This window comes from Sphingomonas taxi (genome assembly GCF_000764535.1).
Classification (GTDB): Bacteria; Pseudomonadota; Alphaproteobacteria; order Sphingomonadales; family Sphingomonadaceae; genus Sphingomonas; species Sphingomonas taxi.
In genome coordinates this window covers 1,413,653-1,429,169 of the sequence record NZ_CP009571.1, presented here as the reverse complement: position 1 = coordinate 1,429,169, position 15,517 = coordinate 1,413,653, and the positions used below count along the sequence as shown (strand labels likewise).

Annotated in this window: 18 protein-coding genes and 1 riboswitch; of the genes, 11 read left to right on the top strand and 7 right to left on the bottom strand. The window is 67.2% G+C overall.

The features are described 5' to 3' along the window. The first annotated feature begins 70 nt into the window (after positions 1–70). Positions 71–676 carry a superoxide dismutase gene (locus tag MC45_RS06345; RefSeq protein WP_038660913.1) on the top strand — a complete coding sequence of 202 codons (606 nt, stop codon included), beginning with the start codon at positions 71–73 and terminating at the stop codon, positions 674–676. Positions 677–819: 143 nt separating this feature from the next. Here MC45_RS06345 and MC45_RS06340 read toward each other — a convergent pair whose 3' ends face one another. Genes MC45_RS06340 through mtaB form a run of 3 tightly spaced genes read right to left on the bottom strand, consistent with a single transcriptional unit; the run spans position 820 to position 3,748 of the window. Beyond that, positions 820–1,458, bottom strand: a complete 639-nt coding sequence (locus MC45_RS06340) for an inner membrane-spanning protein YciB (RefSeq protein ID WP_038666646.1) — start codon at positions 1,456–1,458, stop codon at positions 820–822. Between the two features lie 38 nt (positions 1,459–1,496). Next, positions 1,497–2,435, bottom strand: a complete 939-nt coding sequence (gene ftsY / locus MC45_RS06335) for a signal recognition particle-docking protein FtsY (RefSeq protein ID WP_038660910.1) — start codon at positions 2,433–2,435, stop codon at positions 1,497–1,499. Further along, positions 2,432–3,748: a tRNA (N(6)-L-threonylcarbamoyladenosine(37)-C(2))-methylthiotransferase MtaB gene (mtaB, locus tag MC45_RS06330; RefSeq protein ID WP_038660907.1), complete on the bottom strand. Its 1,317-nt coding sequence runs from the start codon at positions 3,746–3,748 to the stop codon at positions 2,432–2,434. Before mtaB ends, ftsY begins: the two co-directional genes overlap by 4 nt. On the opposite strand from mtaB, the gene MC45_RS06325 reads away from it, so the two are divergent. The 5 genes from MC45_RS06325 (at position 3,747) to rimM (ending at position 7,343) form a co-directional block, all read left to right on the top strand. Further along, positions 3,747–4,322, top strand: coding sequence for a DUF924 family protein (locus MC45_RS06325; protein WP_245640858.1), 576 nt, complete (start codon positions 3,747–3,749; stop codon positions 4,320–4,322). The two genes, mtaB and MC45_RS06325, sit on opposite strands and share 2 nt — an antisense overlap. Before the next feature lie 369 nt (positions 4,323–4,691). Further along, positions 4,692–6,212 carry a signal recognition particle protein gene (ffh, locus tag MC45_RS06320; protein ID WP_038660904.1) on the top strand — a complete coding sequence of 507 codons (1,521 nt, stop codon included), beginning with the start codon at positions 4,692–4,694 and terminating at the stop codon, positions 6,210–6,212. Positions 6,213–6,252: 40 nt separating this feature from the next. Then, complete coding sequence (rpsP, locus tag MC45_RS06315; protein ID WP_038660901.1) at positions 6,253–6,672, top strand: 30S ribosomal protein S16; 420 nt, start codon at positions 6,253–6,255, stop codon at positions 6,670–6,672. 58 nt (positions 6,673–6,730) lie between these two features. Continuing rightward, on the top strand, positions 6,731–6,877 hold the full coding sequence (locus MC45_RS19510) for a hypothetical protein (RefSeq protein ID WP_169742523.1): 147 nt from the start codon (positions 6,731–6,733) through the stop codon (positions 6,875–6,877). After that, on the top strand, positions 6,843–7,343 hold the full coding sequence (gene rimM / locus MC45_RS06310; protein ID WP_038666640.1) for a ribosome maturation factor RimM: 501 nt from the start codon (positions 6,843–6,845) through the stop codon (positions 7,341–7,343). The genes MC45_RS19510 and rimM overlap by 35 nt, the downstream gene beginning before the upstream one ends. Positions 7,344–7,717: 374 nt before the next feature. Here rimM and MC45_RS06305 read toward each other — a convergent pair whose 3' ends face one another. Further along, positions 7,718–8,623, bottom strand: coding sequence for an NAD(P)/FAD-dependent oxidoreductase (locus MC45_RS06305; protein ID WP_245640907.1), 906 nt, complete (start codon positions 8,621–8,623; stop codon positions 7,718–7,720). Between the two features lie 54 nt (positions 8,624–8,677). Here MC45_RS06305 and MC45_RS06300 point away from each other — a divergent pair, with 54 nt between their 5' ends. From MC45_RS06300 to rplS, 4 genes are read left to right on the top strand one after another with little or no spacing between them, the layout of a single operon-like run. Continuing rightward, positions 8,678–8,950, top strand: coding sequence for an antitoxin (locus MC45_RS06300; protein WP_038666638.1), 273 nt, complete (start codon positions 8,678–8,680; stop codon positions 8,948–8,950). Positions 8,951–8,953: 3 nt separating this feature from the next. After that, positions 8,954–9,343, top strand: coding sequence for a type II toxin-antitoxin system VapC family toxin (locus MC45_RS06295; RefSeq protein WP_038660895.1), 390 nt, complete (start codon positions 8,954–8,956; stop codon positions 9,341–9,343). After that, entirely contained in the window at positions 9,340–10,065 is a 726-nt protein-coding gene (gene trmD, locus MC45_RS06290; RefSeq protein ID WP_038660892.1) for a tRNA (guanosine(37)-N1)-methyltransferase TrmD, read from the top strand. The genes MC45_RS06295 and trmD overlap by 4 nt, the downstream gene beginning before the upstream one ends. 4 nt (positions 10,066–10,069) lie before the next feature. Then, the gene (gene rplS, locus MC45_RS06285) at positions 10,070–10,462 is read left to right on the top strand and encodes a 50S ribosomal protein L19 (protein ID WP_038660889.1); all 393 of its coding nucleotides are present in this window, start codon (positions 10,070–10,072) and stop codon (positions 10,460–10,462) included. A gap of 58 nt (positions 10,463–10,520) precedes the next feature. On the opposite strand, the gene MC45_RS06280 is transcribed toward rplS, so the two are convergent. Genes MC45_RS06280 through MC45_RS06270 form a run of 3 tightly spaced genes read right to left on the bottom strand, consistent with a single transcriptional unit; the run spans position 10,521 to position 12,725 of the window. Then, positions 10,521–10,871, bottom strand: coding sequence for a hypothetical protein (locus MC45_RS06280; protein ID WP_038660886.1), 351 nt, complete (start codon positions 10,869–10,871; stop codon positions 10,521–10,523). Then, positions 10,864–12,411: a PepSY-associated TM helix domain-containing protein gene (locus MC45_RS06275; RefSeq protein WP_052075539.1), complete on the bottom strand. Its 1,548-nt coding sequence runs from the start codon at positions 12,409–12,411 to the stop codon at positions 10,864–10,866. The genes MC45_RS06280 and MC45_RS06275 overlap by 8 nt, the downstream gene beginning before the upstream one ends. Further along, the gene (locus MC45_RS06270) at positions 12,408–12,725 is read right to left on the bottom strand and encodes a hypothetical protein (protein ID WP_052075538.1); all 318 of its coding nucleotides are present in this window, start codon (positions 12,723–12,725) and stop codon (positions 12,408–12,410) included. Before MC45_RS06270 ends, MC45_RS06275 begins: the two co-directional genes overlap by 4 nt. A gap of 332 nt (positions 12,726–13,057) precedes the next feature. Continuing rightward, positions 13,058–13,293: riboswitch (cobalamin riboswitch) on the top strand. A 168-nt stretch (positions 13,294–13,461) separates the two neighbouring features. Here MC45_RS06270 and MC45_RS06265 point away from each other — a divergent pair. Then, positions 13,462–15,504 carry a TonB-dependent receptor gene (locus tag MC45_RS06265; RefSeq protein ID WP_081974350.1) on the top strand — a complete coding sequence of 681 codons (2,043 nt, stop codon included), beginning with the start codon at positions 13,462–13,464 and terminating at the stop codon, positions 15,502–15,504. Positions 15,505–15,517 lie beyond the last annotated feature (13 nt).

Sequence of the window (15,517 nt, the reverse complement as noted above, 5' to 3'; positions counted from 1 at the left end):
CGGGAGCGTTAGGCCGGCTTTTGCGTTAACGCGGGGACGACATCGTCCCTATCCAAGAGGAGCCTTTCCCATGGCATTCGAACTGCCGCCGCTGCCGTATGACTATGACGCGCTGGAACCGGTCATCTCCAAGGAAACGATGACCTTCCACCACGACAAGCATCACGCAGCCTATACCGCGAAGCTCAACGAGGGCGTCGCCGCCGACTCCAGCCTCGAAGGCCTGTCGATCGAGGACATCCTCGGCCGCATCTCGTCGCTGCCGCCGCTCGTCCGCAACAATGGCGGCGGCTATTGGAACCACGATTTCTTCTGGAAGATCATGGGCCCCAAGGGCTCGACGCAGCCGTCGGGCGCGCTCAAGGACGCGATCGACGCCTATGGCGGGCTCGACAAGCTGAAGGAAGACTTCAACACCAAGGGTGCGGGCCAGTTCGGCTCCGGCTGGGCTTGGGTCATCAAGGATGCGAGCGGCGCGCTCAAGGTCACCTCGACGCCCAATCAGGACAATCCGCTGATGGACGACGCCAAGGACAAGGGTACGCCCATCCTCGGCAACGACGTGTGGGAACACGCTTATTACCTCACCTACAAGAACGACCGGCCGGGCTATCTCAAGGCGTGGTGGGACGTGGTGAACTGGGACGAGGCCGGCAAGCGCTTCGACGCGGCGTAACCTTCAGCTCCTCCCCGCTTGGCGGGGAGGGGGACCAGCCGCAGGCTGGTGGAGGGGGGTTTCCGCAAACGGTGTGCTGCGTGGCGATCCCCCTCCACCACCGGCTTCGCCGGCGGTCCCCCTCCCCGTGCCGGGGAGGATTTTCACTCCGGCGGAATGCCCGCCTGCGGGTCGTCCGTGTTCAACCCGTGCCGCAGCAGCATCGGGATATTCGCGAAGGCGAACAGCAGGGTGAGCGGAATTGCTCCCCACAATTTGAACCCGACCCAGAAATCCCAGTTGGTGTTCCGCCACACCGCCTCGTTGAGCGCGGCCATGGCGACGAAGAACAGCGCCCAGTTGCGCGTCAGCTTGCGCCACCCTTGCGCATCCAGCCCCGGATAGGCGGTGCCGAGCAGGCCCTGCAACAGCGGCCGCCCGGTGATGAGCCCGAAGGCGAGGACGGCGGCAAACATGCCGTAGACGAAGCTCGGCTTCATCTGGATGAAGCGGGGGTCGTGGAACCAGACGGTCAGCCCGCCGAACACCACGACGAACCCGCCCGAAATCCATAGCATCGGCGAGATCGTGCCGAGCTTCGACTTGGACACCACCATCGCGATCACGGTGGCGATGACGAAGGCGGTGGTCGCGACGATCACCTTGGCGATCACCAGCGCGCCGGCGCGGTCGAGATCGGAGAGGAAGCCCGTTCCCGACGCGACGATCCGCATCGCGAGGCTCGCGGGGAACAGGAAATTGACCGCGAAGAAGACGAGCAGCGGCCCGTATTCCACCCCCATCCGCAGGCCGGGGGAGGATTGTTGCGTCGTGCCGCCGCTCACTTGCGCACCCCCTGATCGACGCCGGCGATGATGCGCGCCACCTCGTTGGCGTCGAACGGCCTGAGGTCGGTCATCCCTTCGCCGACGCCGATCGCATGGATCGGCAGCCCGTATTTCTCCGCCGCCGCGACCAGCACGCCGCCGCGCGCGGTGCCGTCGAGCTTGGTCATCACGAGGCCGGTGACCCCGGCGACCTCCTTGAACACCTCGATCTGGCTGAGCGCATTCTGGCCCGTCGTCGCATCGAGGACGAGGACGACGTCGTGCGGGCTCGCCGGATTGATCCGCCCCAGCACGCGGCGGATCTTGGCGAGCTCGTCCATCAGCTCGCGCTTGTTCTGCAGGCGGCCCGCGGTGTCGACGATCAGCACGTCGATGCCGGTCTCGGTCGCCTTCTTCACCGCGTCCCAGACGACGCCGGCGGCATCGCCGCCCTCCGGGCCGGTGACGATCGGCACGCCGACCCGCTCCGCCCAGGTGCGCAACTGGCCGATCGCCGCGGCGCGGAAGGTGTCGCCCGCCGCGAGCATCACGCCGTAATCCTGTTCCATCAGCAGATGCGCGAGCTTGGCGATCGTCGTCGTCTTGCCCGATCCGTTGACGCCGATGACGAGGATCACCTGCGGCCGCGGGAAGGCGGTCACCTCGATCGGGGTGGCGACGCGCGCCAGCGTCTTCTCGACCTCCTCGGCGACGACGAGGCGGATGCCGAGTTCCTCCATGTTGCGCTCGAACGTCCCCTCGGCGAGCCGGGTGCGGATCTTGCCCGCGGTATCGGGGCCGAGGTCGGAGGCGATCAGCGCCTCCTCGACCTCGTCGAGCGTATCGTCGTCGAGCCGCGCGCCGCCGAGGCCCGCGAGATTGCCGACCAACCGGTCCGAGGTCTTCTTGAAGCCGCCGAGCAGCCGCTCGTGCCAGGTGGGGGTGGTGCTCATATCATCGTACCTAGAAGGTGGGAGTCGGTGGCGGCGGTGATGCGCAACTCTGCGATCGTTCCCGTTCGCCCTGAGCCTGTCGAAGAGCTGCCTTCCGCGGGTGTCACGCTCGTGGAGAGCAGGGCTTCGACAGGCTCAGCCCGAACGGGGAAGGGGGAGAGCCGTACTTCCGCGAAAGTGCCGGCATGGCCGCGGTCGCCGGGGCGTTCGAGCAGCACCTGCTGCACCGATCCGACCTGCGCCGCCAGCCACGCCGCCTTGCGCCGCGCCGCCGCGTCGCGCAACCGCTCGGCGCGCGCCCTGATCGCCGCCGCCGCGACCTGCGGCATCCGCGCCGCCGGCGTGCCGGCGCGCGGCGAATAGGGGAAGATGTGGCCATGGACGATATCGGCATCGTCGATCAGCGCCAGCGTATCGGCGAACATCGCCTCGTCCTCGGTCGGGAAGCCGGCGATCAGGTCGGCGCCGATCGCGATATCCGGCCGCGCTGCCTTGAGCCGCGCCACCGTCGCCACCGCCTGCGCGCGACTGTGCCGTCGCTTCATCCGCTTGAGGATCAGGTCGTTGCCCGCCTGGAAGGAGAGATGGAGATGCGGCATCACCCGCGCCTCGCCGGTGACCAGCTCGAACAGGCGTTCGTCGATCTCGATCGAATCGAGCGACGACAGCCGCAGCCGCGCCAGTTTCGGCACATGGCGCAGGATCCGCTCGACCAGCATCCCCAGCGTCGGCGCGCCGGGCAGATCGTGGCCGTAACTGGTCAAATCGACCCCGGTCAGCACCACCTCGGCATGGCCGGCGTCGACCAGCGCGGCGATCCGCTTGACAACCGCGCCCGCCGGCACCGACCGGCTCGGGCCGCGCCCGAACGGGATCGCGCAGAAGGTGCAGCGATGGTCGCAGCCGTTCTGCACCTCGACGAAGGCGCGGGCATGGCCGGTGAAGCTCGCGGCGAGATGCGGCGCGGTCTCGCGCAGCGCCATGATGTCGCCGACCACCACGGGGGCGAGGCTGTTCCAGGCGGCGGGCAGCAGCTTCTCGCCATTGCCGATCACCCGGTCGACCTCGGGCATCGCCGCGAAGCCCGCGGGATCGAGCTGCGCAGCGCAGCCGGTGACGACCAGCTCGGCGCCGGGCCGCGCGCGGCGGGCACGGCGGATCGCGACCCGCGTCGCCTTGACCGCGGCATTGGTCACTGCGCACGAGTTGACGACCACGGTATCCCGCCCGGCGATGAGCGTCCGGATCGTTTCGCTCTCGGCGATGTTGAGGCGGCAGCCGAGGGAGATCACCTCTGGCGCGGGAGCAGACATGGCGGGCGATTTAGTCAACGAAGGCGGTCAAGTCCATGACATGGCGGCGGCGGTGCTCGACTTCTGGTTCGGGCTGACCGGCAAACAGCAATTCGCGAAGGACGACGCGCTCGATCGGACGATCGCCGAACGGTTCGGCGCGATGCGCGATGGCGTGCTGTGCGCGCGGGCGGAGGGGTGGCGCGACGATCCCGACGCCCTGCTTGCGGCAATCATCCTGCTCGACCAGTTCTCGCGCAACCTGCATCGCGGGTCGGCCGAGGCGTTCGCCGCCGACGGCCTCGCGCTCGAACTGACCCGGCTCGCGATCGGCAACGTCTGGGAGGATCGCTATCCCCCCGAGCGGCGGGTGTTCCTCTACATGCCGCTGATGCACGCCGAAGACCTCGCGATGCAGGATCTGTCGGTGGCGAAGTTCGAGGCGCTGGGGATTGCGGAGAACCTCGCCTTCGCCCGCGACCATCGCGACGTCATCGCGAAGTACGGGCGCTTTCCGAGCCGCAACGCCGCGCTGGGACGCGAGTCGACCGGCGCGGAGGAGACGTATCTCGCGCAGCCCGACGCCGGCTGGTAACGCGCCCTATCCTTCGTCATCCCGGCGAAAGCCGGGACCCATGGACACGACTCGGCTATAGTTGCGCGCAACGTCCGGGTTCACCGCGTCCATGGGTCCCGGCGTCCACCGGGATGACGAAGGGGGAGGGTGGCGAAGGGGAGGATGGCGAAGGGGCAGGGCAGTGGCTCTGTCTCCGCATCGCCCCCCCCACTCCCCGAAGCCCCCCCGAATCCACCAACCTTGCGCCCCGCCGCGATTTCCCCTAAGGCCCCCGCACGTTCCTCCACGGAATGCGATCGATGAAGCGCCCAAGGGTGCACGCTGGCCGGCGAGGTTTCGCCCGCCGGCGTCTTTTGCGTTGCGTGGCTTGATGAGGGTTTCGAGGCGATGTTCGACAGTCTGAGCGACCGGCTAGGCGGAGTATTCGACCGTCTGCGTGGCCGTGGCGCGCTGACCGAGGCCGATGTGCGGACCGCGATGCGCGAAGTGCGCGTCGCGCTGCTCGAGGCCGACGTCGCGCTGCCGGTGGCGCGCAGCTTCGTCGACAAGGTCACCGAACAGGCGGTCGGCCAGAACGTGCTTCGCTCGGTCACGCCGGGGCAGCAGGTCGTCAAGATCGTCAACGACGCGCTGGTCGAGATGCTCGGCGCCGACGCGTCGGAGCTCGAACTGTCGGTCACACCGCCCGCGGTGGTGATGATGGTCGGCCTGCAGGGCTCGGGCAAGACGACGACCACCGCCAAGATCGCCAAGCGCCTCGTCGCCCGCGAGCGCAAGAAGGTGCTGATGGCGTCGCTCGACGTCAATCGCCCCAATGCGCAGGAACAGCTCGCGACGCTGGGTACGCAGATCGAGGTGGCGACGCTGCCGATCATCGCCGGCCAGCAGCCGGTCGATATCGCCCGCCGCGCGCTCCAGGCCGCCAAGCTCCAGGGCTTCGACGTGCTGATGCTCGACACCGCGGGTCGCCTGCACGTCGATCAGGCGTTGATGGACGAGATGAAGGCGGTGGCGGAGATCGCTACGCCGCAGGAAATCCTGCTTGTCGTCGATTCGCTGACCGGTCAGGACGCGGTCAACGTCGCGCAGAACTTCTCCGAACAGGTGCCGCTGACCGGCGTCGTGCTGACCCGGATGGACGGCGACGCGCGCGGCGGTGCCGCATTGTCGATGCGCGCCGTCACCGGCAAGCCGATCAAGTTTGCCGGCACCGGCGAAAAGCTCGACGCGCTCGAGGCCTTCCACCCCAGCCGCGTCGCCGGCCGCATCCTCGGCATGGGCGACGTCGTCAGCCTCGTCGAGCGTGCCGCCGAATCGATCCAGCAGGAAGACGCCGAGCGAATGACCGCGCGGCTCGCCAAGGGTCAGTTCGACATGAACGACCTGCGCGGCCAGCTCCAGCAGATGCGCCGCATGGGTGGCCTCGGCGCGCTCGCCGGCATGATGCCGGGGATGAAGAAGGCGCAAGGCGCGCTCGCCACCGCGGGCGGCGACAAGATGCTCATCCATATGGAAGCGATGATCGGCTCGATGACGCTGAAGGAGCGCGCCAAGCCCGAACTCATCAACGCCAAGCGCAAGATCCGCATCGCCAAAGGCTCCGGCACGACGGTGCAGGAGGTCAACAAGGTCCTGAAGATGCATCAGGAAATGTCGACCGCCATGAAGAAGATCAAGAAAATGGGCGGCCTCAAGGGCATGATGGCGATGCTCGGCAAGGGTGGCCCGAGGGGCGGCATGTCCGGCCTCGGCAATGCCCTCGGCGGCGCCGGCCTCGGCGACATGATGGAGAAAGCCGGGGGTGGGGCCGGCGGCGGCCTGCCCAAGGGTCTCCCCGGCCTCGGCGGCGGCCAGGACGGCATGCCCAAACTGCCCCCCGGCTTCGAAAATCTTCTCAAGAAGAAATAACAGATCAACGTAACCGACTTAGAACGAAGGAATATCTACAATGGCACTCAGCATTCGCCTGTCGCGCGGTGGCTCGAAGAAGCGTCCCTACTACCGCATCGTCGTCGCCGATGCGCGCTCGCCCCGCGACGGCAAGTTCATCGAGAAGATCGGCAACTACAATCCGCTCCTCGCCAAGGACGCCGAGAACCGCATCGTGCTCGACACCGAGCGCGCGAAATATTGGCTGTCGAACGGCGCGCAGCCGACCGACCGCGTCGCCCGCTTCCTCGACGTCGCCGGCGTGCGTGAGCGTGCCGCCCGCTCGAACCCGAACAAGGGCAAGCCGGGCGAGAAGGCGACCGAGCGCGCCGAGGAGCGTGCCGAGAAGCTGAAGGCGCAGGAAGAGGCCGCAGCGGCCGCCGCCGCCCCGGCCGCCGAGGAGGCTCCGGCCGCCGACGCCGAGACCACCGAGGCGTAAGCATCGAAAGCCGGCCATGATGCGTTGATCCCTTCCAATCCGTAGGAGTTGACGCATCATGGCCGTTCCACCTGATCCCCGCACCGCCGCCGACGACCTCGACGACGCTGCCACCGACGACGCCACCAACCAGGGCGTGTCGGCGACCGAGCCCGCAGAGGGAGACGATGATGCCCCAGCAGGAGACGGCGGATCGCCGGGCTGAGCCCAGCGTCACGCTCGCGGTGGTGATCGGCGCACATGGCGTGAACGGTCAGGTGCGCCTCAAGGTCTTCGCCGAGGATTTCGGCAGCTACAAAAGCTTCAACCATGGCGCGCTGACGCTCAAGTCGGCACAGGCCGGCAACAACGGCCTGATCGTGCGCTTCGCCGAGGTCGTCGACCGCAACGCCGCCGAGGCGTTGCGCGGCACTGAACTGACCGTGCCGCGTTCGGCGCTGCCGCCGCTGGCCGAGGGCGAATATTATCACGCCGATCTGCTGAACCTGCCCGCCGTCTCGACCGACGGCACCGTACTGGGTCAGGTCGTGCTGATCGAGAATTTTGGCGCGGGCGACGTGCTCGAGATCGAACGGCCCGACGGCAAGCGCTTCATGGTCCCGATGAACGCCGACGCGGTGCCCGAATGGAACGCCGACCGGCTGGTGGTGAACGCCGACTTCGTCGAGTGACGCGCGACCTCTTTCACGGCGGTGAGGTCCGCCCGGGTTTCTCATGATAGCCGTCACCCCGGACTTGTTCCGGGATCCACCGGGCCGCAAGAGAACGGCTGGATCTCAGGCATTGCTCCTCGCCGCAGCGTGGACCCCGGAACCAGTCCGGGGTGACGAATCTCCCGTGACGGCCGAGTGTGCGTCTCCACCGCAGCTCATGCGATATCGCCCCCTCGATGGGGCGGCGCCTCCCCCACGCTGTCCTACACTTCCCTATTCTGCTATACCCCGCTCGCTCTTTCTCATCGAACGATCGCGATCACCACAGAAATGGAAACGATCGGAGTGGATCGTTTCCATTAAGGTGTCCATCTTGTCCATGTCGTCCAACATCAGCGCCGGATCGGCTGGCGCTCGCTGAGCAGATTGCGGATCGTCGTCGCCGCGACCCCGGCCTCGCCCATCGCATGGCTGATCTGATCGAGCCCTTTCACGACGTCGCCGGCGGCGAACAGGCCGGGGATGGTTGTGCGCTGGTGATCGTCGACCTCCAGACAGCCTTCGTCGGTGGCACGGGCACCGGCCGCGACCGCGAGTCGCGACCGGATGCGCGATCCCAGCGCCGGATAGACGCTGTCGAACGCCATCCGCCCACGCGCGGTGTCGACCGCCAGCTGTTCGCCCTCGATCGCCCAGCCGCCGCACGGCCCCTGGACACGGGCGATGCCGGCCTTGTCCAGCTTCGCCGCGCAGGCGTCGTCGAGCAGATGCTCCGCCTCGGGCGAGATCAGCGTGACGTCGCGCGTATAGCCGCGCAGGAACAGCGCCTCGCGCATGCCGTGGTCGCCGGTGCCGATCACGCCGACACGCTTGTCGGTGACCTCATATCCGTCGCAGATCGGGCAATAGCGGAACAGGCCGCGTTCCAGCGCCGGATCGTGCACCGTCGGCGGGATGTTCGGGCGATGGTTGACCACTCCCGTCGCCAGCAGCACCGTCCGCGCGCGATAGCGCCCGTGATCGGTAACCACGACGAACGTCTCGCCGTCGGGTTCGATCGCGGTGACCTTCTTCTCCTCACGCCGCGCGCCATATTTCTCCGCCTGCGCGAGCATCAGGCCGAGCAAATCCTTGCCGGCGATACCCTCGGGGTAGCCGGCATGGTTGTGCGTACACGGAATCATCGCCGCCCGGCTCGACCCGCTGTCGAACAGACGGATCGAAAGATGGAAGCGCGCCAGATAGATGGCGGCGGTCAACCCCGCGGGGCCGGCGCCGATGATGATGCAATCGTCGATCAATCTTGCACCTGTATCGTCATGTATATACATCCCGTGTATACGGAGGCCGTCATGAGTAACGAATATCGCGCCAAGGTGTTCAAATCCGGCAACTCGATGGCCTTGCGCCTGCCGAAGGGCGTGGGGTTGAGCGAAGGCGATGACGTCACGCTGGTGACCCATGGCGACGGATCGTGCACGTTCTGGCGGCATAGCAATGCCGCCACGGTCCTGGACAGCCTGTACGGAGCTTTCTCGCCGGGCTTCATGGCCGACGGGCGCGGCGATATCGAGCAGGGTGAACGTGACTGGAGCGTCGGCCCGACGCGAGGCGCGGCAGCCTGACGTATGTACCTGCTCGACACCAACGTCTGTATCGATTTCGCGAAGGCGCGCAGCGACGTGCTGCGCGCGCGTATTCGTGCGAGAAATGGGCAGGGTATGAGCCTGTCCGCCATCACGCTTGCCGAGTTGCGCTACGGAGCCGCTCGACCGGAGGCCGATCCTAGCGACGAGGCAAGGCTGGATATCTTTGTCAGTGTGCTCGCCGTCCATGACTTTGGTCGTGCCGCGGCAGAAAGCTATGCCAGATTGGCCGGAACCATGCCCTTCCAGCGCCATAGTTTCGATCGACTGATCGCAGCGCATGCGCTCGCCCTCGATTTGACGCTCGTCACGAACAACACCCGTCACTTCGCCGATATCCCCGGCCTGCGCGTGGAAAACTGGACCCGATGACCTTCACCGCGACGATCCTGACGCTTTACCCAGAGATGTTCCCCGGTCCGCTCGGCGTGTCGCTCGCAGGCCGTGCGTTGCGGGAAGGGGGGTGGCGCTGTGAGCCGGTCCAGATCCGCGACTTCGCCACCGACAAACATCGCTCGGTCGATGACACGCCCGCGGGTGGCGGCGCGGGGATGGTGCTGCGCGCCGACGTGCTCGCCGCCGCGGTCGACAGCGTCGCCGACGATCGCCCGATCCTCGCGATGACGCCGCGCGGCCGGCCGCTGTCGCAGGCGCGCGTGCGTGAGATCGCCGCCGGCCCGGGCGTGATCGTGCTGTGCGGCCGGTTCGAGGGGTTCGACGAGCGCATCTTCGAGGGCCGCGAGATCGAGGAGGTGTCGATCGGCGACTATATCCTGTCGGGCGGCGAAATGGGGGCGCTGGTGCTGCTCGATGCTTGCATTCGCCTGCTCCCCGGCGTAATGGGCGCGGCTTCAAGCGGTGTGGACGAGAGCTTCGAAACGGGGCTGCTCGAATATCCGCAATATACCCGACCATTCGATTGGGAAGGGCGCACGATCCCCGAAGTGCTGCGATCGGGGGATCATGCGAGGATCGCGGCCTGGCGCAAGTCGAAGGCCGAGACCGATACACGGCTACGGAGGCCGGACCTGTGGGAGCGCCATGAGGGTGCTCGGGTCCAGCCTCCCTCTGGCGCGCGGCGAACGAAGGACTGAAGACATGAACCTCATTCAGCAGCTCGAAGCCGAGCAGATCGAAAAGCTGACCGCGAAGCGCGCGATCCCCGAATTCCGTCCCGGCGATACGCTGAAGGTCGGCGTGAAGGTGGTCGAAGGCGAGCGCACCCGCGTCCAGAATTACGAAGGCGTGTGCATCGCGCGGTCGAACAAGGGCATGGGCTCGTCGTTCACCGTGCGCAAGATCAGCTTCGGCGAGGGCGTCGAGCGCGTCTTCCCGCTGTATTCGCCGAACATCGACTCGATCGACGTCGTCCGCAAGGGCGCCGTGCGTCGTGCGAAGCTCTATTATCTGCGTGGCCGCACCGGCAAGTCGGCGCGTATCGCCGAGCGTCGCGACACGCGTCCCGCCAAGGGCAGCGTCGCCGCGGAGTGATCCGCCGCTACCGGTGACAGACAGGGCGCGGGAGGCTTCCTCCCGCGCCCTTTTTACGTCAGCCGTTGGCGGTGGTCTGCGGCCGCAGCATCGCCTTGACCGGGGCGATCGCACGGCGCTTGGCGAGCAGCAGCCAGCGCACCGGCGCCATCGCATGGACCGGCTGCGCCGACAGCGCCAGCACCACCAGCACCGCGCCGATCGACGCGCCCGTCAGCAGGTGGACCCAGCGTTCGCCGGTCAGCGGCGCGCCGCAATGGAGCAGCGCGACCGCGAGCAACGCCGATGCCACGATACGGAGCAGGCGGACGTCGCCGCGCCCGTTCGTCCCGGCCTCCCGCCGGAAGCGGAACGAGGCGCCGGCGAACAGCAGCCAGGCGGTGGCGGAGAGCAGGATGGTCTCAGGCATGGATCGTCTCGGCTTGGCGGGTGCGGCGGGGGACCTGACGCGGCGGTTTGCCGGCGCGCCAGCTCGCGACGCCGAGCAGCAGCGCGATGGCGAGCATCGCGAGGTCGAAGGCGGCGAACAGCGAGTCGCCGGCGAGTAGCGAGCCGGGCAGACCGCGGCTGGTGGTGATCGCGTCGGCAATTGGGATCGCGAGGAAGACCAGCGCCGCAAGAGCGAAGCCCTCGGGCCAGGCGCGGCGGGCTGGGCGGACGAACTGGCCGACCGCCACCGCCGCCCAGGTCCAGAACATCGCCTTGACCTCCCAATCGGCCCGCGCGGCCATATCGGCTGGAATCAAGCGGTTGGCGAGCAGGAACGCGGCCATGCCGATCGGCAGGCCGACGATCGTGGCGATGTTGAGCCGCTCGACCAGCTTCAGGCCGAAGAACGGCCTGGCGTTCGGCCGACGCCGCGCCGCGGTCCACAGCAACAGGCCCGTACCGACCATCGCCGCGCCGGTCAGGCCGAGCCCGAACAGCGTCCAGCGCAGTGCCGGCCCGGCGAATTGCGCGACGTGCAGCCCGAGCATCACCCCGACGGTGGCGAGCGCCGGCCCGGGATCGCCAGCCTGTGCGATCAACTCGCCCGTGCTGCCCGCATAGGTCAGCGAGGGGCCGCGGGCGTTGAGCGAGGCGCGGGGCGTTCGATAGACGGTGACGGTGGCGGCGGCATCATTGGGGTTGCTGACGACGATCCGTGCTGCCGGCGCGCCCCAGCGGCGCTCGGCATCGGCGACGAGCGGCGCAACGGCGACCAGCGGCGCGGCGCGCCCGGTGGCGGGCTGTTCCGCCGGTATGCCGTAAGCGGCGTTATAGAAGTCTTCGGGCTTGGCGTAATTGGCGGTGACCGGCCACGGCATGTACATCGCGATCAGCGTGATGATGCCGGTGTAGGTGATGACCGCATGATAGGGCAGGGCCAGCACGGCGGAGACGTTGTGCGCGTCGAGCCAGCTGCGCTGCCCCTTGTTCCAGCGCAGGGTGAAGAAGTCCGCGAAGATGCGCTTGTGCGTCACCACGCCCGAAATGATCGCGCCAAGCATGAACAGCCCGCACAGGCCGGCGAGGAAGCGCCCCCAGGGGTAAGGCAATTGCAGCTGGAAGTGGAAGCGGTAGAAATGCTCGCCGCCGCGGGTGTCGCGCCCCTCAACGGGCCGGCCGGTGGCGCCGTCGAGCACGAGTTCCTCGCGGCGACGCGGCTTGGCGACCGCCTTGGCGTTGGGCTGGGCGTAGACGCGGGTGACGACGTCGCGCTCGTTGGGCAGCAGGATGTACCAGGCCGCATCGTCGGCGCCGACGGTTTGCAGATAGGCGACCGCGCTGCGTGCGGCGGTGGCGGCCGGGACCGGGGCCGCCGCGATCTCGGGCTGCATCCAGCGGGTGATCTCCGGGCGGAAATAGCTCGCGGTGCCGGTCAGGAACATCGCGAACAGGATCCAGCCGGCGACGAGCCCGAGCCAGCCGTGGATCCACGCCATATTCTGCCGCAGATTGCCGTTCACGGCCGCAACCCGAGCAGCCAGACCAGCGCGCCGCCGCCGATCGCCAGACCCCATATCCAGGCGGCGACCCGGCCGAGTCGGGGTTCGTGGAAGCACCACAGCCCGATGAGCGCGTAGAGCAGGACGGAGAGGATCATGCCGAGCGCGGTCGCCTCGGCCCGGTCGATCGGCAGCAGCCGGGCAAGGAGCGTGGCGAGCGCCGCCGCGGCGGCGTAACCACCGACCAATGCGGTGAAGCAGCGCGCGACCATCGACCAGCGCGCCGTCGCGGCCGGCGTCGGGGTCGGGCAGGGCGGGCTCGCCTGCATCAGCATCGGGGGGTCGTCGGAGCGGCCATGGCGGCCTCTATAGACGGTCTTGCGAACGCCTATCAATAGCGAAGTTTCGCCATCCGAGAATGTGGCCGAATTGCGGCAACATGGACAAGATGGACACCTGAACGGAAACGATGCAGTCCTATCGTTTCCGTTTTTGATGTCATAACTGCCCGAACGGTCGCTACGATGAGAAAGACCGTCTGCGCGTAGCAGGCCGACGTTGTGTAGGACAGCATCCTACGGTCAGGAGTCATCGGACATCCGGCAGCGATCTTGCGGATCGGCAAACCTCCAGCTACGTCTCCTCGTCCGAACGATGGTATCATCGGTCGGGCAATGATCGCGCTGGTGTCCCGGGAGGGACTTAAAAGGGAACGCGGTGAGGGAGTTATTCTCCCGATGCCGAGGCTGTCCCTGCAACTGTAAGCGGCGAGCGAGACGTACATCGCGCCCTTTTCGACAGGGCGCAGCCACTGGATCGACGCCGCATCGGCAAGATCTGGGAAGGCCGTATGTCGAGCGACGACCCGTGAGCCAGGAGACCTGCCAGCGTCTGGTCGCTCTTGCTTTGGTCCAGGGGATGGTCGGGGCACGGTTCTTCCGTCTGAGCGACGAACGAGCGGCGGGGGTCGCATCGGTTCGTGTCGCGGGTGCTTGCGTCCGCCTGCCGACGCGCGCCGACCGTTCGCAGCGGACGCCCCCGTCCGATGTCGCTTGGCGCGCGGGAACGGACATGAAGATTTTGGAATTACGGGCGGCATGGCTTGGCTATGTCGCGTTCGCCACGGTGTGCGGCACGACGCCGGCACGGGCACAGGAGCAAGATGGCGCGGTTGCCTCGACCGACGCTGCGGAGAACGACCTCGTCGTGTTCGGTCGCGGCGAGGCGAAGATCGGCGTCGCGCATGCGGCGAGCGAGGGCACGGTTGCCGGTGCCGATCTGCTGGTTCGACCCTTGCTGCGCGTCGCGGAACTGCTGGAGGCGATCCCCGGCATGGTTGCCGCGCAGCATTCGGGCAGCGGCAAGGCCAACCAGTATTTTCTGCGCGGGTTCAACCTCGATCACGGGTCGGACTTCACCACCGCCATCGATGGGGTGCAGATGAACCTGCGTACCCATGGCCACGGCCAGGGCTATCTCGACCTCAACGGCCTGATCCCCGAGACCGTCGCGCGCGAGGATTTCCGCAAAGGCCCGTACCGGGCCGACGGTGGCGACTTCGCGCTCGCCGGCGCGGCCTACATGACCACGATCGACGGCTTCGCCCGGCCGTGGTTGTCGGTCGAGGGTGGATCGTATGGCTATGGCCGGATCGCGGCGGGTGGGACCATCGACGATGTGGGTGCCGGCAAGCTCACGCTGGTCGCGCAGGCCAAAGTCTATGACGGCCCTTGGCAGGAGCCCGAACATCTGCGCCATGCCTCGGGCTTCGCGAAGTATATCGCTCCGGCCGGCGCAGGTCGGATAGAGACATCGCTCAACGCCTATCGGGCGACCTGGCGTCCGACCGAACAAATACCCGAACGGATCATCGGCACGCCGGGCTGCAAGGACGTGTTCTGCTCACCCGATCCGACCGCGCGCGGCGAGACGACGCGGCTCATTGGCAACATCGCGGTCCGCCAGCCCGACTGGCGCGCCAACGTTTACGGTCAGTTCTATGATTGGTCGATGTATTCGAACCCGACCTACACAGACCCCGACGGGACCAGCGCACAAATCCGCCAATTCGACACACGCTGGATCATCGGCGGGCGGGGTGAGAAACGCTGGACGGTCGCACCCACGCTCGGGGTCGCGCTCGGTACCGAGGCGCGCTACGATCATATTGGCAGCGTCGGTGTCTATCGCACCAGTGCGCGGACGTTCCTGTCGTCGCTGGGCCGCTATCATGTCGAAGAGGCGTCGGCAGCGCTCTACGGCGAAGCGAGTTGGGCACCGGTTCCGGGGCTGCGGCTGATCGGCGGGGTCCGCGGTGACTATTACCGGTACGTCGTTCGCGCGCGGGATCAGGCAGCGGTGGTCGCCGGCGAGGGCAATGGCGACGATGCGATCCTGTCACCCAAGGCGTCGATCGCCTATTCTCCAGCCGCCAGTTTGGAATTCTACGGCAACTGGGGCCGTGGATTTCACTCCAACGACGTGCGCGGGGCAGTGAACGTCGAAACACCAGTGCCCGTGCTGGTTCGCGGCAGCGGACGTGAAGTCGGTGTCCGGTGGCAATTGCCGAGCGTCACGCTGACCGCGACCTATTGGTGGCTCGACGTCGCCAGCGAATTGCGCTTCGTCGGCGACTCCAATGCCGTCGAGCCGACCGGCGCGAGCCAGCGTCGCGGCTATGAGCTGGTGGCATTCTGGCGGCCTCGGCCGTGGCTCGCGATCGACGGGAACTACACGGCGAGCCGGTCGCGCTATGACAATGGCGATCGCATTCCCAACGCATTCGAAAATGCCGCATCCGCCGGGATGGCATTGGTGCTCGACGCGTGGGAGGCGAGTGTGAGAGTCCGTCACCTCGGGCCTTATCCTCTGGTCGAGGACAATAGCGTCCGCGATCCCGGCAGCACCGTCGCCAACGTCCGCGCCGCCCGCAAGTTTGGGCGGTTCGAACTGTACGGCGAGGTGCTCAATCTCTTCGACAGCCGCGACAAAGACATCGCTTATTTTTACGGGTCGTACGTTCCCGCATTCGATACCTCGGGACCAGCCGATGGCCGATTGAGCCGCGTCGTCGAGCCACGCACATTGCGCCTGGGGGCACGCGTCAATCTCTAGGATCGGTAGGCCA